Annotated in this window: 20 protein-coding genes and 1 pseudogene; 8 read left to right on the plus strand and 13 right to left on the minus strand. The window is 40.3% G+C overall.

Annotated features, from left to right (window positions below):
• Positions 1-81: 81 nt before the first annotated feature.
• From J2S74_RS03395 to J2S74_RS03425, 7 genes are all read left to right on the plus strand, one after another.
• Positions 82-2,628, plus strand: coding sequence for a PIG-L family deacetylase (locus J2S74_RS03395; RefSeq protein ID WP_307321829.1), 2,547 nt, complete (start codon positions 82-84; stop codon positions 2,626-2,628).
• 281 nt (positions 2,629-2,909) lie between these two features.
• The gene (locus J2S74_RS03400; RefSeq protein WP_307321832.1) at positions 2,910-4,127 is read left to right on the plus strand and encodes an ROK family transcriptional regulator; all 1,218 of its coding nucleotides are present in this window, start codon (positions 2,910-2,912) and stop codon (positions 4,125-4,127) included.
• The gene (argH, locus tag J2S74_RS03405) at positions 4,128-5,609 is read left to right on the plus strand and encodes an argininosuccinate lyase (protein WP_307321833.1); all 1,482 of its coding nucleotides are present in this window, start codon (positions 4,128-4,130) and stop codon (positions 5,607-5,609) included.
• Positions 5,610-5,623: 14 nt separating this feature from the next.
• A complete protein-coding gene (locus tag J2S74_RS03410) occupies positions 5,624-6,979 on the plus strand; it encodes a sugar ABC transporter substrate-binding protein (RefSeq protein ID WP_307321836.1) in 1,356 nt (451 codons plus the stop codon).
• Positions 6,980-7,259: 280 nt separating this feature from the next.
• Entirely contained in the window at positions 7,260-8,213 is a 954-nt protein-coding gene (locus tag J2S74_RS03415) for a carbohydrate ABC transporter permease (protein WP_307321839.1), read from the plus strand.
• Between the two features lie 15 nt (positions 8,214-8,228).
• A complete protein-coding gene (locus tag J2S74_RS03420; protein WP_307321842.1) occupies positions 8,229-9,044 on the plus strand; it encodes a carbohydrate ABC transporter permease in 816 nt (271 codons plus the stop codon).
• Positions 9,045-9,579: 535 nt separating this feature from the next.
• Positions 9,580-9,984 (plus strand): NUDIX hydrolase, encoded by a 405-nt coding sequence (locus J2S74_RS03425; RefSeq protein WP_307321844.1) that lies wholly within the window; start codon positions 9,580-9,582, stop codon positions 9,982-9,984.
• Between the two features lie 407 nt (positions 9,985-10,391).
• Here the strand turns inward: J2S74_RS03425 and J2S74_RS03430 are convergent, their stop codons facing one another.
• Positions 10,392-11,207, minus strand: a complete 816-nt coding sequence (locus tag J2S74_RS03430; RefSeq protein ID WP_307321846.1) for a phytanoyl-CoA dioxygenase family protein — start codon at positions 11,205-11,207, stop codon at positions 10,392-10,394.
• 92 nt (positions 11,208-11,299) lie between these two features.
• Between J2S74_RS03430 and J2S74_RS03435 the strand changes: the two genes are divergently transcribed.
• Positions 11,300-12,130 carry a helix-turn-helix domain-containing protein gene (locus tag J2S74_RS03435; protein ID WP_307321849.1) on the plus strand — a complete coding sequence of 277 codons (831 nt, stop codon included), beginning with the start codon at positions 11,300-11,302 and terminating at the stop codon, positions 12,128-12,130.
• Positions 12,131-12,183: 53 nt separating this feature from the next.
• Here J2S74_RS03435 and J2S74_RS03440 read toward each other — a convergent pair whose 3' ends face one another.
• From J2S74_RS03440 to J2S74_RS03495, 12 genes and pseudogenes are all read right to left on the minus strand, one after another.
• Complete coding sequence (locus J2S74_RS03440; protein ID WP_307321852.1) at positions 12,184-12,378, minus strand: conserved phage C-terminal domain-containing protein; 195 nt, start codon at positions 12,376-12,378, stop codon at positions 12,184-12,186.
• A gap of 40 nt (positions 12,379-12,418) precedes the next feature.
• On the minus strand, positions 12,419-12,925 hold the full coding sequence (locus J2S74_RS03445; protein ID WP_307321855.1) for a hypothetical protein: 507 nt from the start codon (positions 12,923-12,925) through the stop codon (positions 12,419-12,421).
• Positions 12,925-13,380, minus strand: a pseudogene (locus J2S74_RS03450) (gamma-glutamylcyclotransferase family protein); the annotation flags it as partial. The pseudogene J2S74_RS03450 and the gene J2S74_RS03445, both read right to left, overlap by 1 nt.
• 12 nt (positions 13,381-13,392) lie before the next feature.
• Positions 13,393-13,800, minus strand: coding sequence for a gamma-glutamylcyclotransferase family protein (locus tag J2S74_RS03455; protein WP_307321858.1), 408 nt, complete (start codon positions 13,798-13,800; stop codon positions 13,393-13,395).
• 245 nt (positions 13,801-14,045) lie between these two features.
• Positions 14,046-15,614, minus strand: coding sequence for a hypothetical protein (locus tag J2S74_RS03460; RefSeq protein WP_307321861.1), 1,569 nt, complete (start codon positions 15,612-15,614; stop codon positions 14,046-14,048).
• A gap of 82 nt (positions 15,615-15,696) precedes the next feature.
• On the minus strand, positions 15,697-16,677 hold the full coding sequence (locus J2S74_RS03465) for a winged helix-turn-helix domain-containing protein (RefSeq protein WP_307322299.1): 981 nt from the start codon (positions 16,675-16,677) through the stop codon (positions 15,697-15,699).
• Between the two features lie 350 nt (positions 16,678-17,027).
• Positions 17,028-18,434 (minus strand): M20/M25/M40 family metallo-hydrolase, encoded by a 1,407-nt coding sequence (locus tag J2S74_RS03470; RefSeq protein ID WP_307321864.1) that lies wholly within the window; start codon positions 18,432-18,434, stop codon positions 17,028-17,030.
• Positions 18,435-18,637: 203 nt separating this feature from the next.
• A complete protein-coding gene (locus J2S74_RS03475; protein WP_307322301.1) occupies positions 18,638-18,997 on the minus strand; it encodes a GIY-YIG nuclease family protein in 360 nt (119 codons plus the stop codon).
• A 27-nt stretch (positions 18,998-19,024) separates the two neighbouring features.
• Positions 19,025-19,993 (minus strand): SNIPE associated domain-containing protein, encoded by a 969-nt coding sequence (locus J2S74_RS03480; protein ID WP_307321867.1) that lies wholly within the window; start codon positions 19,991-19,993, stop codon positions 19,025-19,027.
• 90 nt (positions 19,994-20,083) lie between these two features.
• A complete protein-coding gene (locus tag J2S74_RS03485) occupies positions 20,084-21,145 on the minus strand; it encodes a S24 family peptidase (RefSeq protein ID WP_307321870.1) in 1,062 nt (353 codons plus the stop codon).
• A gap of 9 nt (positions 21,146-21,154) precedes the next feature.
• A complete protein-coding gene (locus J2S74_RS03490) occupies positions 21,155-21,553 on the minus strand; it encodes a type I restriction enzyme HsdR N-terminal domain-containing protein (protein WP_307321873.1) in 399 nt (132 codons plus the stop codon).
• Positions 21,550-21,741: a type I restriction enzyme HsdR N-terminal domain-containing protein gene (locus tag J2S74_RS03495; RefSeq protein ID WP_307321876.1), complete on the minus strand. Its 192-nt coding sequence runs from the start codon at positions 21,739-21,741 to the stop codon at positions 21,550-21,552. The genes J2S74_RS03490 and J2S74_RS03495 overlap by 4 nt, the downstream gene beginning before the upstream one ends.
• Positions 21,742-21,820 lie beyond the last annotated feature (79 nt).

Genomic DNA, 21,820 nt, shown 5'->3' on the forward strand with positions numbered 1-21,820 from the left:
TAATTATTTAAAATAAGGGAGGTGAACCATACGTTTTTCTCAACAGGACCTGTCATAAACTAATAAATTGGAGGGTTTATTGTGAAGAAAATATTGACGTTAGCACTACTCTCTTTCGTTATGGTTTCTCAGCTTGTGCAGCCATTTTCCAAACCGTCTGCCTTTGATCACGATGAAGAGTTATGGAAAGTAATCCACCCGTTACGTACAACTACTAGTTTTATTAACACTGGGGCACACCCTGATGATGAAAGAAGCCATTTATTAACCTACATGTCACTAGGTGAAGGGGCTCGTACGGGAAGCCTTATTGCCAATCGCGGGGAAGGTGGGCAAAACCAAATTGGACATGAGCTTGGGAATGGTCTCGGAATTATCCGTTCTGAAGAGCTTATCGAAGCTTCCGATATCGCCAATGTGGATCTAATTATGCTAAGTAAGGACCTAAGTGATCCGATATACGACTTTGGTTTTTCCAAGACTGTAGAAGAAACGTTGAATGAATGGACAGAGGAAATTACTTACGAGAGGTTAATTAGAGAATTACGTTTATACAGACCAGAAATTCTCTTCACTTCCTTCCTAGATGTTAACACAGAACATGGCCATCATCGTACCATGACGGTTCTTACGGTAAGAGCCTTCGAAGATGCAGCTGATCCTACTGTGTTTCCTGAGCATTTAGAAGAGGGCTTAGAGCCATGGCAAGCGAAAAAATTATACTTACCAGCTAGTAACAACAATAATGCTACCCTTTCCATCGAAGTGGGTAATGAAATCGATCCTGTTTACGGGAAGACTTATGCTCAGCTTGGGGAGGATTCCCGCTACTTACACAAGAGCCAAGGGATGGGACGGGATCTCCCAGTGGAGCCACGTTATGTTCACCTAGACTTAATCGCGTCTGTTAATCCTATTCCTGAAAAGGAAGACTCCATTTTTGATGGATTAGATTTCAATTTTACTGACACTGCACAACAGCTAGCAGGTCGTGATAATCAAGTACGTGGAGCATTGTTAAATGTTCAACGTGCCCTGGATCATGTGATCGATCAATATCCTTCCCGTGCGCAAGCTCTCATTGCTGCACATGCTGCTATAGATGAAGTAGCAAAGGCGAAGGATAAGGTTGCAAAAAGCAAGCTAAACGAACAACTAAAATCGGACCTATTATTTAAACTCGACGTAAAGGTTGACCAGCTTACAAAAGTAAGTAGAGTAGCTTCCTCCTTAGATGTGGTGGTGGACGTGGCTAACCCAACCCTAACTAGGGATGGCAGCTCATCTGTAACTGTTTACTTAGAAAACAATGGTGACAATACACTCTCCAACCTGGATGTGGCATTAAATGTTCCAGATGGCTGGGTAGTAGACGGTTCTGTTACCAGCAGTGATTTACAACCGAATGGACAAAGAAGTGTAAGTTTTGAGGTTCACGTTCCTGCGGATGAAGCATTTTTCCATCCATATGTGGACTCCGTTCTTACGGCCCAAGTTAGCTACGATGTTGGTAAGGCTACGGCTTCTTATTCCGTGAAGCCGACGGACACTGTTGCGGTCCTTCCTCACGTTGCCGTGGATTTCAATCCTAGTCAAATTTCTATCAACCTATTAGATATTCCGGATCAAATTGACGTGGAAATGGTATTAACAAATTACTTACCGGGGTCTGCAACAGCGAATCCTTCTTTAGAAATTCCTGAAGGCTGGTCCGCGACCGCTTCTGTGGATGAAATACACTTTGAAAATCAAGGGGATACAGAGGTCGTCACTTTTACGGTAACACCTGGTGATACAATTCCTGAAGCCTTTGAAGTAGTTGGTCAAGTAGAAGTCGATGGGTTAACCTTTGCAACTACCGTACAAAATATTGACTATGAACACATCAAAAAGTCTTATTATTTATATGAATCCTCTGCTTCTGGGGTTGCCTTTGAACTAGAGATCCCAGAAGGATTAAAGGTTGGATACTTTGAAAGTGGCTTTGACCAAATCGCCGATTATTTGATTAACATCGGCATGGATTTAACGAAGCTAACGGAGGATGACATTATCTCTGGAGACCTTTCCCAATATGATTCCATCGTGTTAGGAATCCGTGCTTACCGAAACAATGTCCTTCCTCAAAATAACGATCGACTGTTGGAGTATGTGGAACAGGGTGGTCATTTAGTGGTGCAATATCATACACCAAACGATGGATTCAATGGGCAGACCCATGCACCTTATCCTATGAGAATAGGTACTCCTTCCATTCGTTGGAGAGTAACAGATAAACACGCGGAAGTAACCTACATTGAGGTGGACAGCGAAGTGACGGTACACGAAACGGATCACCCATTGTTTAACTTCCCGAATACCATTGGACCAGCCGATTGGGATAATTGGGTTCAGGAGCGCGCCCTCTACTTCCCTATGGAGTGGGACGATTCCTATCAAACGTTTATTAGTATGGCGGATCCAGGGGAAGATCCTTTCGTAAGTGGTATCTTAATGGCAGAATACGGTGAAGGAACGTATATGCTCACAAACCTCGTTTGGTATAGACAGGTACAAGGTCAAGTTCCTGGTGGCTATCGTCTCTTCACGAATCTATTAAGCTATCCATTGCATCATGTTGAAGAATAGAACCTAGGAAAAATAGAGGAAGGGGGCAACCATTTTATCGTTTCCATTTGGACGGTTGGCCCCCTTTTTTTGGACTGAACGTCTTGCTGATTGGGGATAAACTTGGTTTACATATCGCACATATCGTTTTAATTGACAAAATTGATCGAAAAATAGAGATCTAAATTTTCTGATAAATCCATTGACAAATCCAAACAATAGAAATATTATAGAATCAGTTAGTAAGGAACCTTTACGAACTAACTAAAAACTGAACGAATACTATTCAAGGGGCCAGGTTTATGAAGCAAACTAGAACGAACACACCAAATTATTTGAAGCACTTGAACAAGAAGAAAATCCTTCAGTACCTTAGGGATAACAGCGAGACCTCAAGAGCCGAGATCTCTTCCGCCCTATCCATAAGTAAACCTACTGTTTCTGCCATCGTTGATGAATTAATCGCAGAGGAATGGCTTTATGAAAAAGAAAGTGCTGTGGCTAGTTCCCTTGGTGGCCGAAAGCCTATCCACCTATTTTTTAACCATAGTGCCCATTATATGATAGGCATTGATATTGGAGGTACGCTTGTAGAAATCGGTATTCTCAATATGGCCGGAGACATCCTCGCCTTAGATCGATTTGAAACACAAGTGGCATTAAAGGAAGAAGATTTACTAAGTAAAATTTGCAATACCGTTAAAGGGTTACTTCAAAAAGAAAGCCTCGCTTCTGACAAAGTAATGGCCGTTGGTGTCGGGGCACCAGGCATCACTGATACGGAAAATGGTATTGTCATTGAGGCACCTAGCTTAGGTTGGGTTAATTTCCCACTAAGGTCCGAGTTGGAAAAGCAACTGCAACTCCCCGTTTACGTGGATAATGATGTAAACGTAGCGGTACTAGGAGAACAATGGAAAGGGAAAGCAAAGGATGCGGAAAATATCATCCTGATTACTTTAGGTACTGGAGTTGGCTGTGGGATTATCGTGAACGGTCAGCTTTATCGAGGCGCCTCTTATGCCGCAGGTGAAGTTGGTTACATGATCACAGATAAAAACGAGGCTAAGGAAGGATACGATGATATTTTTGACGGTTATGGTTTTTTAGATAGTCATGTAGGTGGACCTTCCATCGTCAAACGGATGGAACGAAAACTGAAAGCTACCACCAATGACCACCCTTTAAAAAGGGAGCGTCTAACAGCAAAACGTATCTTTGACTATGCAAAACAGAATGATCCCCTTGCCAGTGAGGTTATTGAAGAAACAGTGGATCATATCGCCTACGCACTCGTGAATGTCATTTGTATCTTTAACCCTCAATATGTCATTTTAGGCGGGGGTATTTCGAAATCTGGAGATTGGTTCTTACCAAAGGTTGAAAAGGTATTAGAAAAACACCTTCCACTACAAACGGAGATTTCCACAACAAAGCTTGATAACCTCTCCATCATCGGAGCTGGTGCTCTTTGTTTACGGGAACATGAATCATTATTAAAAGATGAAGGGGTAGTCTAAATGTCTGTAACAAGGTCACAGAATTACATTGAAACAACTTTAGAGCCTACTTACAACTTTACGAGGAATCATTTTTATAATCATATTATGGAAATTAATTTAGCCCATGTATTGATGTTAAAAAAGCAGTCCATTCTTCCAAAAGATGAGGCTGAAACGATCCTAAAAGCTACATACGAACTTTATAAAGAAGGGTATTCCAAAAACTATAATGCTAGCTTTGAAGATTTATTTTTCATGGTGGAGGCGGATCTTGCAGAGGAAATTGGTCCCGATCTTGTGGGCAACATGCACATTGCCTTCAGCCGTAACGATATGGACACCACCATGTTCCGCATGTTTTGGCGGGAAAAGCTCGCCAAATGGATCGAGAAAATAAATGATTTACGGGTAACAATACTCGAACTTGTTGCTGAGCACAAAGCTACAGTGATGCCAGCACATACCCATAATCAGCAAGCACAACCGACTACGTTAGCCCATTATTTGATGGCTGTGGAAAATAACTTACGGCGGGATGTACAACGGGGGATCGCTTTATATGAGCGAATGAACCACTCCCCTATGGGAGCTGCAGCCCTAGCTACAACGGGCTTTCCTATTGACCGTCAATTCATGAGTGATCGATTAGGATTTGAAAGACCAATGAGTAATTCCTATGACGCCATTTCCGCATCAGATTTTATGTTGGAATTGAGCAGCGTTCTTACCATATCCTTATCTACTATTTCACGCTTTGTCTTTGATTTAATTTTCATGACAACAAATGAAGTAAACACCTTACGACTCCACGAGAAACATGTACAAACATCAAGTATAATGCCGCAGAAAAGAAACCCATCAGCGTTAGAACACACCAGGGCATCCATCAGCAAAGCACTAGGTAAATTACAGGGGGCGACCATCATTGCCCATAACGTACCCTTAGGAGATATTGTGGACATTGGCGATGACATACAGCCATCCCTCCTATCTGGATACAACGATACAAACGATATTCTCATTATGCTATCGGAAATATTGCAGGAATGTTCCTTTAACAAGGAAACGCTTTATGAAAATGCACAATCCGGCTTTTCCACGGTGACAGAGCTAGCAGACGTCTTAGTACGAAAGCATCATGTTTCCTTCAGAAAGGCCCACGCGATTGTTAGTGATCTTGTAAATGAATTGGTAAGTAATACTCAAGGCATCACCGATGGAAATGCCGAACAAGTAAGAATCATTGCTAGAGAGAAATTTAACCTCTTACTCTCCTTAACGGATGAGGAATATAAACAAGCAACAGATGCCTTAGATTTTGTAAATATTCGCAATATTTTAGGTGGCCCTTCCCCTTCTGAGGTGGAACGGCAGAGGATCGAAGCATGGGAAGTACTACAAGATAATCAGAATTGGGTTACGGTTACTCTCCATAACCTCAACAACTATTCTAGTAAACTGGAAAAGGAAGTTGAGTTATGTGTGAATAATAAAAACTAAGGGGGAAGTAGAAAATGAAAAAGCGCTTTTTACATGTTTTGGTTCTTGCATTAATTTTACTCCTTGCAGCATGTGGCGGAGACAGTGATACTGGGGGCGATAGTGGCACATCTGATAATGGTGGCGACTCCTCCAGCGGAGAAGGAACCTCCGATGGAGAATCAGCTGGAGAAGGGGAAATTGTTGAAATTGAATACTGGCAATACCACTTCGATTCTAAAGTAAAACTCATTGACGAGTTAATTGAGGAATTCGAAGAAGCAAACCCAGGAATTAAAGTAAAACATACAACGTTCCCATATGACCAATACAACGAACGAGTTGCTGCACAAGTACCTGCTGGACGTGGTCCAGATGTTATTAACCTTTTCTACGGTTGGGTTCCTAGATATGTAGATTCCGGTTACTTGCAGCCACTACCGCAAGATGCATTCCCACATGATGAAATTGAATCAGAATTCTTCCCAATGGTGGAAGCGGTAAAACTAGATGGGGAGTATTGGACGATTCCAACAGCTGTACGTACATTGGCTCTCTTCTATAACAAAGATTTATTTGCAGAGGCTGGACTTGACCCAGACTCACCACCAACTACTTGGGATGAATTAGTGGAATATTCTATTGCTTTAACGAAACGTGACAACAACAACCGTTTGCAGCAAGCTGGTATGGCTTGGGAACCAAGCCAGCAAGGTCACCACTGGTTCCGTGATGCTCTACTCTATCAAGCTGGTGGTCAAGGTTTAAGTGATGATCGAAAGACAATTCTTTGGGACAGCACTCCTGCTGGACTGGAAGCATTCAAATACTGGTTAGACTTCCCGACAACTCATGGCGTTGCGGAGCGTGATTTTTACACAGATGACGTAACAGCCTTTAGAACAGGCCACGCAGCCATGAACGTGGATGGCTCTTTCCGTATTGGTACATTGCAAAACGATGCACCAAACTTTGAATGGGCTACTGCCCCACTTCCAATGAAGGATCACCGCTCCACTCAATCTTCGTTCTGGAGCAATGGTATTACTTCTGGAGTTGAGGGCGCGAAGCTAGATGCAGCTGTTAAATTCCTGCAATTCTTAACAACGGATGAAGTGATGGAACGCTGGTTAGATGAGATTGGAGAATTACCAGCAAAAGAAAGTGTTGCTTTGCAAGATAAGTATTTAAACCATGAAATTTACGGTGCATTTATGGAGCAGCTACCATATGCGAACGCCCATTTCTTCGTAGATGAAAGCCAAGAGCGTGACCTTGTCATCCAAGCCGTAGACAGAGTCCTTCTACAAAATGTATCCCCGGAGGAAGCATTTGAAGAGCTCGTAGAAGAAACTCAAAAGTTATTTGACAACTACTGGGCAAACCGTTAATCGAGGTCAAATTTAAAAATGAATTCGAGGCTGGGACATAACTAAAGTGTCTAATCGGAAATACGAACAATGCACTACCTTAGCGGAGGAAATATACGTAGACTCCTGCGGGAGCAGAGGCAGAGGTGAGACCCCACAGTGCGTTAGCACGAGGAGGCTCACCAGCCGCCCGCGGAAAGCGAAGTATATTTCCGAAGCGGGTAGATTGCACCTACATTTAATTTGTTCGGATTTATTATATACTTTTTTCCCAGCCTCTTTAACTAGGAGGTCAAATCTAATGGCTGAAACGACTACAACAACTACAAGTCAACCATTAAAACCTAAACCAAAGAAAAGAAAGTCCAGATTGACCTTAAAACAAAGTAAATACTTGTTTGTGTATTCCTGCTTACTATTACCATTAATTTTCTATATCACCATTCGATTCTACCCTACTCTCTATACCTTTAATATCGGCTTTCGAGAATGGAATATTTTATCACCGGAAAAACCTTTTGTTGGCATGGAGAACTACGTTGCCCTTGCCCAAGATCCCGTCTTTCGAAAGTCCTTATGGAATACGCTTATTTTCATTGTTTTTGGTGTATCGGGACAGGTAGTCATTGGTTTAGCAATCGCACTATTATTACAACGGATAAACAAATTTGTAGGTGTATTCCGAGTCATCTATTTTATTCCTTATGTAACTAGTATTGTTGCTGTAAGCTGGGTGTTTCGCTGGCTATTTATGAACAATGGAATTATAAATGAATTTCTCGTCAATATTGGGATTCCTCCCCAACTATTTTTGAATTCTCCTGATCAAGCCATTTACATCATCATCGGTACCATGGTTTGGCAAGCCCTTGGTTTCCAAATGGTTATCTTCTTGGCTGGATTAGAAAATATACCGAAAATGTTTTATGAAGCAGCGGAAGTGGACGGGGCAAACAGTTGGCACAAGTTCAAGTCAGTTACCTTGCCACTATTAAATCCAACCATCGTCTTTTCGGTGGTAATTGGAAGTATTAACTTTATCCAAGTATCCTTTACCCAGGTCGTTAATATGAGTGTAAACGCAGCTGGTGGACCATTGCACTCAACCATTACGATCGTCGTTTATATTTATCAGCTTGCCTTCCGTCAATACAGCATGGGGTTAGCCTCTGCAGCGACGGTTATCTTATTCTTAATTGTCCTTGCGATTACGATCTTCCAAATGAAGGTCCTATCAAGAAAGTTTGACTACTAGAGGGGAGTGTGAATCATGAGTAAACAAATGAAATCTACTATTGCATATACGTTATTAATCTTAGGCTCCGTTATCATGATTTTTCCATTTGTTTGGATGGTTTCCACTTCCCTCAAAACAGCGTTGGACGTTTATACGTTAAGTATCTTCCCTGAAAACCCAACTTTCGGTAACTACCTAAGAATCTTTCAGGACACGCTGTTTGGAAAGTGGTTTATCAACAGTATCATTATCGCCGTCGTCACGACGCTCAGTGTAGCATTTTTCGATACACTGGTAGGCTATATTATTGCCAAATTCAAATTCATTGGAAAAACCATTATCTTTATTGCCATTTTAAGTACGTTAATGGTACCTACGGAAATGCTCATCATTCCTTGGTATTTAATGAGTTCCCAGTTCGGTTGGGTGGATAATTATTGGGGTCTGTTGTTTCCAGGTTTGATGACTGGATTCGGTGTCTTTTTAATGAAGCAATTCATGGAAGGTATTCCAGACGATTTATTGGATGCAGCGCGAGTAGATGGTTTGGGAGAATTCAAGATTTTTTGGAAGATCGCCATTCCGCAAGTGTGGCCGGCCATCTCTGCCCTATGTATCTTTACCTTCTTAAGTAACTGGAATGCTTTCCTTTGGCCGTTAATCGTGTTAGAGTCTGCGGAAATATTTACGTTACCAGTAGGTCTCTCCTTCTTCGCCTCAGGTGAATTTGAATCACAATGGGAGTTGATCATGGCTGGTGCGACGATTACTGCACTACCTTTAATTCTCGTATTCTTTTTGTTACAACGACATATTATCAAGGGGATTACATTAACAGGTTTGAAGTAAATCATCCTATTTACTACGGTGTCTTTGCCCCTGATCCTTTATAACGACCGCATTGAATGAAATGGAGCTACGGCCTCTATCTGCTGATTTATCTGAAATTAGCAGGTCAGAGGTCGTACTTTTATTGCTGGTATTTAGAATTGTCAAGTTCTTTGGTAATATATTCCTTGATTTCAGACAAGTCTTGTTTAGCAACAGGGTTAATTCTCAACTTATACCTACTCGTTAAACTCCCAGATCATCCTTAACTTGTTCTTCAGTTAGCCACTCATCTCCAGTTTTTATTGCCTTTTCAGCTTCCATAAGTTTTGAAAGGAGTTTAATCGTAGCATTTTCTTAAATGACCATTTCTAGAAATCTTAGTGGATGTGTCGAATTTGTTGTGGAAGTAAGAGGCTATATGGGGTTGCAGTATTTGACCAAAAACTTATTACAAAATCATCTACTTCCACTTATGGTACTATAAGTTCAATAGGAGCTTAGCTTTGTAAGAAGTTAAAGGGAATGTAAAATGATAGATTTTGGAGGCGGTAATATGACTTTTCATGATACTTTTATTGTGGGTGCCCACGCCATCATCGTGAACAACGAGGGACTAGTGCTTTTATTGAAACGTACATACGGAGATTTAGGATGGAGTTTGCCTGGCGGCGGCGTGGAAGTTGGGGAAACGATACACGAAGCATTATACCGGGAGTGTCGGGAAGAACTTGGCGTTGAAGTACAAGATGCAATCTTAACAGGATTCTATTATCATAGTAAACTTAATGCTCAAGTTGGGATTTTTCGCTGTTCCCTTCCTGAAGGCGCAGAAATAAAACTTAGTCATGAGCATTCTGACTATAAATGGGCGCATTTGTCCGAGTTAAGTGAGGTTCAACGAATTAGAGCAGTGGATGCACTAGAATATAAAGGGCAAGTAATTAGTCGTGCTTTTTAACGTCTTAATCGACAATTGCCTGGCCCCAATTACAAAAAATCATGATGAGAATACCATCATGATTTAGTATTTTTTATTGTGGCTCTTTGCTAATGACGTTTTTCTTTTTGGGTATTTTCTAAATGTTTGTTGTTTTTGGAGAATATAAAATGGCTTGGATACGCTACAGAAGGACGCTTTCCGCTTCTTCAAGCTTTTCAAAAAAGCAACAAAGTTTGCGAAAACAGCCTTCTTTTTTAATACCCAACTTCCTTTATCGTCTTCTAATAGAACTTTATTTTCCCATTAATTTGGACAACCTTTCGCTTGACCCATTTCTTCTGTACAAGGGGTTCATATTAGAAGGGGAAGAAATTTAATCAAGTTGATCCTCGGGTAGTGACAAGCCCTGAAAAAAACTACTTCCCTTATCCCATTTTAGCTTCCTCTGCAAATTCTGTACCACATGGTCCTGCTGATTCATTGGTTTCTATGCTTTCAAAAGCTGTTCCATCCTGTGTATATAAAGGCTTGTAAAATTCTCCTATTTTCGTGGCAGAAATCCCAGTGTAGTGACAAATAAAGGATCGGCGGAATTGATCTTTTGACTCATTTGGATAAGATCCATGAATAACATTCCCATTAAAGAACAGGACATCCCCAGGTTCTAGGTTAGCAGGAACTGGGGTTAGTCCTTCTGGTACATCCACCTCTTCACGAGTAAAGGACTTGTCTGGGTCTGCCCTATGGGGACATTGCACCTCACTATATTGGGAGTTTGGTACCACATAGAGTCCACCATTTTCTTCCGTTGCTTGATCGATAGCAGTCCAGGCGGCAATACATGTTCCTGGCTCCACTTTCAAGTAAAAGTTATCTTGATGAAGAGCCTGCCCTTTAGCACCGGGCGGCTTATAATAGAACATACTTTGTGCCGCTAGCGGTTCCTCACCAAGAAGCTTAGATAGGACACTAAACACTCTCCTATCCAACATGTATTTCTTAGAAAGGCTATCTACCTTGTGTGGATGCATCAGTCGAGGATACATTTTTAAGATGTCACCCTTCGCTTCCTCTTCCGATACTGGTGTGAAATGACCAGGGATTGGTCCGTTTTCATGCAATTTCATAAAGTGTCCCTTTAATTGTTCAATTTCCCTTTGTGAGAACAATCCTTTAATAATTAAATATCCGTCCTTTTCAAATGTTTCTTTTTGTTCATCTGTAATGATATAATTTGTCATATTAAGCCCTCCTGCTTTCTTAATATTCAATATATTGAACCGTTATAATAGTTTAATTATAATGAGGAAAGAAAGGGAGTTGAATACATTTAATGACTAAAAACCATAACAATCCTGCTGATAATATTCCTTCTCCAGGTGTTCTAATATGCGATCACTTTTATCAGCCTAGAGGCTATGAGGTTATCCGAACCGCAGGGGCAAAGAATTGGCTAATAACTTACACATTATCAGGGGAAGGCAAGTTTACCCTTAACGACCATATACAAATAGTAAAAGCGGGAGACATGACCCTACTTAAACCAGATATTGTCCATCAGTACGAAACAAACAATGATCATTGGGAATTTGTTTGGGCTCACTTTTTACCAAGGACATCGTGGATCGAACTCCTTAATCTTCCTGATAAAACCAAAGGGCTCTTGTTTACTTCCATTAATGAAACAGAATTAAAAAAACGAATCATCGGCTGTTTCCAACGCATGATCCGTGATAATCGTGGTATTGAGGCATTCTCATTGGAGTTGTCCATGAACGCCCTTGAAGAAATTCTTCTTACAACTAATCAATGGTTACAGAATAGCACTAAATTAGATCCTAGAGTTCAAAAGGTAATGCATATTTTAAGTGATAGACTGAAAGAGCACCATACCATTGATTCTTTAGCTAAAGAGGTTTGCTTATCCCCATCCCGCCTTTCTCATTTGTTTCGAGATCAAGTAGGGAACACTATCATGGCTACATTACTAGCCATGCGGCTTCGTCATGCTGCAAGATTACTAGAATTTACAAACCTTTCTATTACGGAGATCGCTAGTGATGTAGGCTTTAAAAGTCCTTTTTATTTTACGAAACAATTTACCTTCCATTTCGGTATTAACCCTTCTACTTATCGTAAAAATATTTTGATCAAACTGGAGTAAAGATAATATCAGTGGGGGAAATACACACAGAGCCATAAGGCTGTAGGATTTCCCTACAATCCCTTTAGGTATAAATCAAAATCCGTTTCCGTTTCCGTTTTCTTTACCTCTACTGGCTCTTCATTTAAGTATGATGCAAACTTTGGTCCGAATAAGGTACTTGGTCGGAGGAATTTATTCATCTTTGGATTATATAGCTCATCTGCTGTTTTGTTATCTATAACCTTTAAATATCCTTCCTCATTCATTAACCTAATTTAACCCCATGGTTCCAGCCTATTTCGCCAACTATAAATCTCCCCTTTCCTCTTGTTTACCGCTCCATACAGAATACTCTTTCCGGTAAGTGGAGAGACAAACTTCTATATCAAAATGATATTTTCTTAATGTGGGTAATTGTTTTTCAATAGATGAACCGGCAAATACAGAAAACATCAACTTTCTTTTATCCTCCAGTTGGCGACAGCGGTCATACATTTCCTCTAAATGCTCAGGTTTAACATCTCTATACAATTCAATGTGTTCGCTGTTTTCATTATGAAAGTACTTCTCTTTCATTTTTAATAATGTCTCGTCCTTAACCACATATAATCCTACCATCAAAAGGGCATCCCCCAGCATATTTTCCAGAGTAGGAATCCATGTCACTTTTCTTTTCCTAGCATCACCAGCCCCTTGCAAAATCCATGCGGGTCGACTGTTCTCCGATAAATACAAGAAATGGGTAATTCCATAGATTCCACCGTCGTATGGATGAGCGTTACCTACTAAAATTTGCGAAGTAAAAGTTGCCATTAGAAATGACCTCCTTCTAATTTCATTTGAAATTTCGTCATCAAACCATTCTTTAAGTTACGGTAATAATCGACACTAACAAAGTCTTGGGCTCCACGTAGAATTTCCATGGCATAGTGTGCAGGTGGTGCCACTTCTTCTTCCTTGTCAATGACGAGGAAGGTTACTACATTTTTGTAGGAAAGACCATCTATTTTCACGTCAATGAACGCAGGTCTGTAAATGTGGGCATTTACTCCTTCTCGTTGAAACAAATAGTGTAAGGCATCTTGGTCTATGCGATATACCTTTCCTTCCACGGAATCATGAGACTCTACCATATCTGCCCTGCCACCGTCGGCTGCCTGTCGCGTATAGGCAAGGGAATAGTTTCTAGCCACACCACACCCTATGACTATAGTAAACTTCTCCTTCACACCAGCCACTTCCATCCGTTTATCATCCATACAGGATCCATAAGCAAAATATTAGAGATCCTCTTCCTCTAAATAACGGTGGCACTTCCAATCACCAGAGGGGATAGCCACTAAATCCGTCACTTGATGTGGAAGGTACACATAGACGTATGCTTGCAGAGGACCATGGTCGGTATAAACCGTTTGATCAATCCTTTCATAATGATTGATCTCTCCATCACCAGCAAAACCTTCTAATCGATCCAAGCATCTTAAGTGCTCTTTCGTGATTTCATATACCTCACCATACACCCTTTCCATTGAATCTGTAGCCATTGCAGGATAGCCAACCCCCGTGTCATAAAGAACACCATTCGTCCATGCATGCCTAGCAACACATTTTGCATCACGTAATAAGGAATGATTGCCTTCATGAACCCGCAATGTACCATAAACAAAAACATATAACGTGTTTTCCATTAACATCACTTTCCTTTCTCTTTTGGATACTTGCAGTATAAAGGAAGGGGAGTGACAAAGCTGTCACACGGTTTCCCTCCCCCAAAGTGCAGCTGCTTTTACAGAGGTGAAGAAGTCGGGTCATTCTTTTATGAAGGCTCTTTTCGCAAACTTTATTGCTTTTTTAATAGAGCTTGGAGAAGTGAAAGGCGGCGACTCCAGCGGTAAAAGCAATAGACGAATCCCCCGCAGGGACGAGCGTTACTTCACGAATACGCTTCGAGACTTAGATTAGCTGTCTGAAAATAATGGTCACTTCCTTGTAACCAGCGTTGGTCCATCTTTCTATTGTGTAAACGCTGTAAATACTCCTCTTCTGTTGACTGCAATGTTGAGGTTGGAAGAACGTTAATGGTTCCAGCAATGATGCGAATATTTCCTTCTTCATACAGATAGTCGCAGCCAAATAAACAAACTGGCATTACAATATTAGGATCGGTTCTTTCTTCCTCTGTACAATTGGCACGCTTTTTCTTATGGGCTGCCACAAGGGATCTACAGGCAAATGTCTTTCCACAAATAGCACATTCTTCTGTTTCCTTGTTTTTAAATAACCATTCTCTAAGAAGATCTTGCTCTTTTCTTCCTTTAACACTTTGAGTAACATCTGTCTGACCTTCTAATTGCTTTAATCGACTTTTCATCCTTTCATAGGGTGATGCCGTTTTTAGCTCAACAGCTTTATTGGAAAAGTTGGTAATCAAAATGAATTGATAATTGCCACGACCTTTTGTTTTATCAACATAAATGAAAGGACAATGGTATAACGTCTTTTTACGGTATGAGCTCGTATAACCTTTCTCTTCTAGATAGGCATTAATCTCAGCATAGTTAACAATAGATTTGTTTTCTCTTTCATAGTAATAGAGGATATCCTTCTCTATCTCTAATAGGCTACTTTTTTCCACTTTTAACGATGCATAACGGCCGTTTAATTCTATATACGGTGAAGAGGAGAGGTACTCTTTCAGTAAGGAAACGCTTGGAATTTTCTTTTGAAAAGAACGTTTACTAATATAAACAGTGATAATTTCCCCTAAGATGTGTAGGTCTACTTGAGTGGTGATATTCACTATCTTTTCTAACGTATTGATAATCACGTTGTCACGCTCATGGACCATATACCCAAAATTATTCTCAGCATTTTCAGACCACCATACTTTTTTTGTACTACGAAGAAGTTTTTGATAGAAGGGGAAATCTTCCACCGAAAACTTCTTATTTACTACCATTACATCGTGTAAATTAACCAATCCGTGCTGACCAGGTAAGGTTTTTAACGTCTTCACTTTCGCTTTTAGAGGTCTTTCGTATTCTTTTTTTAGTAGAAGTAGTTGCTCCATGCTTTCAATTTCTGTTTTAGTAGCCTTGTTAATGGATGTATTATACAGTTCATATTCCTCACAGAGCTGGAAGGCGTGAAGCAAGTTGATCAGGCCCCGTATGTTAACTTTTTCCTCGATTACCTTCTGGTCCATTAGCTTTCCAATCAATTCATCCGTAAAATGTATTTCTTCTCCTTCCATCACCTGACTGATGTTGAATCGAACAAGAAATTCCTCGCGATTGATCTTATTCACAAACTTATCACTCACTATTTGACGAACTCTTTCTCTAGAACTAAGGCCAAACTCTTCCGCTACGGAATCCAATGTTGGAAAAACTTGTGAACCAAAGCCGAAATACGTCAAAACAATTTGAATGTTTCTATCTAGCATACTCACATTCCTTGTATTTACTTTCCTCATCAACTTTTCAATGCTTCTCTTTAACATCTCCATCATCCTCTCTTCTTGTTACACTTAGTATAAAACAAGGTTGGTGACACACCTGTCACCAACAAAAAAAGCCTCTGGATTAATCCAGAAGCAGATCGGAGCTAACATCTCTAGTATGTTTAAACATTCGATATTCCCGTTGACAATTCCATTTGTAGCCACCATCGACAGTTTGGATGAGCTCACGGTGAGGATCAATAGGCTCCAATCGTTGTCGCAACCTGCCAATGGCACGTCTTAGATTGTTTTGAGGATTCTTGGAATTACGAAACTTCCTTTGAAGAATAGCCTCAACAGAAATTCCTTCCGGGTGTTGCATAATCAATTCTAACAATGTTACATATTTGGGGGTAATTTGAATATCCTGGTCATTTAACAAAATAAGTGTATTCTGAATATGCAACTGATTAAAAATAAGACAGTTCTCATTCTCATAAGGATCAGAGAGTTCCTCATATTCCTTCTCCGTTAAATAACGCTGTTCTTTCCCATTCACTGTAAGAACATATGGCTTCTCCCTTTCTCCCAATCCTTCCTTTAATTCCTCCATTAATAACTTAATTTCACCAAATAACTCCAAGTCACTGGAAGGAATCGTACTAACCTTTTGTAGGCTTTCATTTAGAATCATCTGAGCACCCTTCATTATATAATGGTGTGCTTTCATTTCCTGCTCTTTCTCTAACCGATTCCTTGATGCCAGTGGTCTGCAATTTAATGCCTGTTGAAAAGAATCAATAGACAACGCCCAAGCTTCTTTGTAAAAATAAAGAAATCCTAAACGATAATAGGCCCGTGCATTATCCGTATCTAAACGAACTACCCTTTGAATTACTCTTAAAGCCTTCTCGTAAGCATGTTGCCGAAGCTTCATGTCCTCCCCTTGCTGTAGTAACAGATAAGCAAGCATTTCCCGGTAGTTTATATCCCGTTGATTTTTCCTAGATAAATTCTCGAAAAGATGTACTCCCTCATTGATCCAGCTTAGATTGGATTCATCTTCCCGTTCCCACCACTCAGACTCTAATTCTAGCAATTCCTCTTCCGATAATTCACGCATCCGTTTCAACTAACGACCCCTCCCTTTAACCGGGGACAAGGGGACAGGTTCACTGTCTCACAGCACTCACAAAGTCCAACTAGGACGCCGTACCTGTCCCCTTGTCTAACCCACGGTTTATTCATTCGCCACAGATACTTCTATTTCCTTTTGGATAAAAAGATGTTTAGGAGTAAATACCCCTAAACATCTTTCCCATTGAGAAAAAAACGAAATACTAGTCTCCCTAACCTTAATTCGAGGGCACTGAAAAAGGAAAAAACGCCCTTTTTCAGTGCCCTCCTTAATCCCCCGTTTAACCAGTTCATCCAAAATCAACCTGTCTATGAAGACGGCGAATTTACTGTCCTTTACTTTATCTCTTTATCTACTAGTCTCGTTCCACGCCTTTTCATTGTTTCCAGCATCTTAATCCGCCTCAACACCCTCTGAAGCTCTCTACTCTCCTGAAATACTCCTTGGACGAGCTTTAATGTCTTATAGCAAGCTTCCACATCTAAAATTTCCCTATCCGTATGCTCTCCTTGATAGCCTACGGAAAGATTCACGCTTTGGATGCCATGCTCCGCCCAAACACGTGTATCGCTACTTCCACCAGCTGTCGTTTTCCAGCCCTCCAACCCTTTCAAAACGGCGACACTTTCTAGAAACTCCCCGTATTTTTCATGGCAGAAGGGGAGGTAACCGCCACAGGAGACTACAATATCACCAGTACCACGTCTGTCCACGACGATGGCTGCATCCACATCCCAGAGGAAGTAATTATGGACGCCACTGGCCCCTACTAGACCCACTTCCTCTTCCACCGTAAAAATATACTTTACCTTCCCATTAAACCGAGTTCCTTCTAGCCAATCTGCCATCGCTAACACAACAGCCACTCCGGCACGGTCATCTGCACCGAGGATCCCTTCACTACTGGACCATTCCGCACCCTTTTTTACAATGACACGCCCAGGAGCAAAGCAATCCACCGTATCCATATGGGCATTTAAGAGAAGGGTAGGTCCAGTCCCACTGCCGTACGTTTTCTGAGAAAGGACATTCCCATTATGGTCTACGGATACGTGGTCAACAAGACCATGAAGCTTGCTGAGGATGTACTCCCTTACTGCCCCTTCTTCTCCGCTACAACCGTCAATAGATAACAACTCCTCAAGGCTTTGGTAAAAAAACTGTTGTCGAATATAACTTACATCTTCTCCTAACCAATCCTTTTGAATGACAGACAACGTTTCCGCCACATCCAATAATTGCTCCCTTTTTGACACAAGCAGCCTAATGTTCTTTCCACGGGTGACCACTTTTTTCACCCCTGCAGCTAAAAGGATTTTCGTGGTAACTTCCACCTCGTCCTCCCTAAGCATAGAAATACTTGCAGCGTTTCTCCCGTGCCCATCACAGCTCCCATTCGTATGAAGACCGAGGCGATTGAGTTGCCTTACGATACCAGCGATAAAGGTATCCAGTTCACAGATGGCCGGTTCCTCCGTTTCGGCACTGAAATATAATCCTTCTCCACGACCACGCCACTTAAAATTTAGTATACTAATCCACTTTTCCTCCATCAGGGGTTCGCTCGTTATAGTTAATTCCTGCAACGAAGCTACATAATTAACGTTCGCTTGCCCCTTTTCTAAGCACTCCAGTAGAAACGTCATGTTCCTTTCCGTTTCCTTACGGCAGTCAAACACACCTGCATCCTGTTCCTCCAACTTAAATCCATGTCGCACAAACAATTGAGCCCATGTTTTCATAAGGTACCATCTCCCTTTTGTTTTGGTACCTTAGTTATCTCATACTCCTTATGACACCATTGTCATCAGGAATAATGGGACAGGTTTCACTGTCTCACATCACCCACACAGTCCACCAGGACGTCGTACCTGTACCCTTGTCTCATAGGAAATCTTTCCTCTAATAATACGAAACGGATCTATTGGGGGTGATAAATAGTATGTTATGCAGACTGTAACTGTTTCTTTATCTGTAGGGACTTTCTGTACTCCTCTGCTTCTGCGAGTTTCGTAAACTCTACTGTTTTATTGTGATTTTCTTTTACCGTATTAGCTATCTCTTCAAGTGACACTTTAAAGAATTCTTTTCTAGGATTTACTCTATTTACTTGCGCATGCTCAAATGCTTTGTGCAGTGCATTTTCTAGCTTTAGTGCATCGTCTGCAAAAATCATGGCATGAACGTCAAAGCTAAATGGTACAGAAGCATTACCTAACTCATTAACCCGATCTAGGGGCTCTAGGCGGCGAGTCATCCCAATTTTATAGACATCTTCTCCAAAGGAACCTATGTTTGAAATAATATAAACATACCCAGCCTTTGCATTTTGTTATCTATAATCAACCACTTTCATCTCTTCATTGATCTTGGCCAGTTGAACATCTATCTCTGCCATTTTAGCTTCAATTTCTGCTTTCATTTCCTCTGTAGCATTTTCCAACTGTTTCTTATACTGAACTAATGCATTGTTGAAATGCTGCTCATCCTTTTCAAGCTTCTTCTTTTCTTTTTCTATTTCCATCTGAATCCGTTTTTCTTCTTTAATTTGCTCCTTCAACCTTCTCTGCTCTTCCTTCTCTTCCTCTTTTTTCACTTGATATTCATATGCAAGATATAGCTCATCCAGTTTCAAACTCAGGTACTCCTCTTTTATTTCAATCCGGTTCTTCTTATTTAAGCTATTTAATTGTCTATAGGCACTTCTAATTCTTTTCTCAATGGCTTCCACATTGTTAAACTTTACTTTAACAACGGCAGCATCACATTCATTGTTAAAAGCCCGAACCACCATTTTAATATTGTCATTATTGAGAGCCTCTCCCTTTTTCTTACTTCCATCCACCGTCCAGTTATTAGAATGATTAGTAGCCGTCTTAGTGGAAGCCATCTGCTTCTGTTTTTCTCTGATTATGTCCAACTGATTTTTATATTCCTCGGAATTCTCAAAGCCATATTTAGGCTCATAAAACCCAAAGGATTGACTTAAAATTTCCTCATCTAAAATAACGATTTCATCCTTTTTACTCCGCAATTCTTCCTTTAGATGGTTAAGCTTTATTTCGTAAGAACCAATATCCTTCTGAATCTTTTCATTTTCCTTCAACAGCTTTTCTTGCTGTTCTCTTGCCTTCACAACATCACCAAAGCCACTTTCCTCCCATTCCTTTTTAATCTTCTTACTTTCCACTACTTGTAATATCAACAACACTAATCCAACAATAAAAGGAACAATATAAAAGGAAAACACAAACCAAATACTAATGAACCAAGTTGAAAGATACCATTTACGATTACCCATTGTGCACCCCCAAGAATAATTTGTTAAAAGACGACACGATTAACTTACTCTTTCATCATGCCAAAAAGGGTATGCCAAAAATGGCATACCCTAGTTATTGTTATAATTTTTTTTCATTTCATTAACAATTTCCTGGACTTCATCCACTAAATGAGGAGGAGAAATAACTTTTGCTTGATCCCCCCAACTTAGAATCCAATTAATCAAACCCCTACTAATTTTTGCCTTCGTGGAAAGGACGAAAGAGCCATCGTCACCTTTTTTTATGTCTGCCTCTAACCCAAACTTATCAATAATTGGATTCACTAACCGTTCATTTGAAAATTGGATCTTTATCCAGCTATCTTCTCCTCCAAACATTTGAAACGTATTCTGAACATAGCCACTTATATCCAACCTTTGTTTAATAAATTTATTGTCTGTTAATTGGATATTCCTCATTCGATCTAGCCTGTAATGGCTTAAATTTTCATGCCTTACATGTTCGCCAATTAAATAATAAAAGTCCGATTCCCAGATAAGTGCATAAGCTTTCAATTCATAATACTCTCCATTTTTTCGTAAACAAAACTCTTTCTTCACGTTGTATTCACCATACTGAAAGGTAATAAACTTTTCTTCATTAATTGCACGGTGAATTTTATCAATATGTAATTTAATCAGTTGATAATTCTCATTAATGGATTGGTTATATATTAAGGGATCTGGAAGGGACTTCGCTATGTGTTTACTTGTTAATTTCTTTAACTTATTAATCAACATGTACTTTTCTTCGTTAGTAATAAACCTTGCTGAAAGAATAGGGTCAATCAACAATCGTAATTGATAGGTCTCAAACAACCGAGATTGATGACTATATAGCACCTTTCCAAACTTCCCTTTATTCTCCATTATTTCAAAGGAGTCATTATTTAATAAGTCAAAATCACGTTTAATCGCACGGGCATCTACTTCATATTCATTGCCAAAAGCAAGTTGAAGTTCCTCACCAATAATGGCAATGATAATATCACCGTTGGAGGCGGTATTTTGTTTGTTGACGATGACTTTATCTCCTTTATCAATGCCCGCACCAATTATACTATCACCCGTAACGGTTAAGGCAAAGGTGTCTTTATGGGAAAGCATCCAGTCTGTTGGTAAAGTAATCATACTTTCATATTACTCGTCTGCTGTAATCGGAACTACTGCTACTCCGTTCCCAATAAGAGGTATACTAGACTTCAAGTCATATTCCACGAACAACCCCGTTTCCGAGTCATAAATCTCCACATTCTCACTATCGTCCAGTTCCGTTGCATAAATATATTTTTTCCCGTTCTTTAAATTCATGTAAAGTCTCTTATCCTTCGTTTCTGGTAAAAACTGTGGCCGGCACTTGGGAAGATCGTTGAGCACTTCCCCTTGCCGGTCGATACACTTCACCTCCAAACCATCGGTGACAATCCCTAAACGAACAGAGGGATCAGCTTCCATATAGGAAATTAGTTGTGCAGTAGCATCTTCAATACCAGTATCAAATCGCTTGATCTCAGCAAAGATATACGGGATCCAATTCACCGTTCAACATAGATGCTAACAGCAATACCCTCGTATCTCCTTTTGGAAAATTGCTGTACAGGGAACTCCAACTGGATAAGCTCCAAAGGATAGCCATATGTATTCATTAACTCCTTCAACAACCATTGACGGATAACTTCTTCCTTTGAACTAATATCAATCACTTGCTTGGTTAACTTGAATACCAATGGACTGAAATGGCCTTAAGGAACAATCTCTTTTCATCCTTAGGTGCTCATTATTAATTTCCTTGATAAATTTCGACGG

This window comes from Evansella vedderi, assembly GCF_030813435.1.
Lineage (GTDB): Bacteria > Bacillota > Bacilli > Bacillales > Salisediminibacteriaceae > Evansella > Evansella vedderi.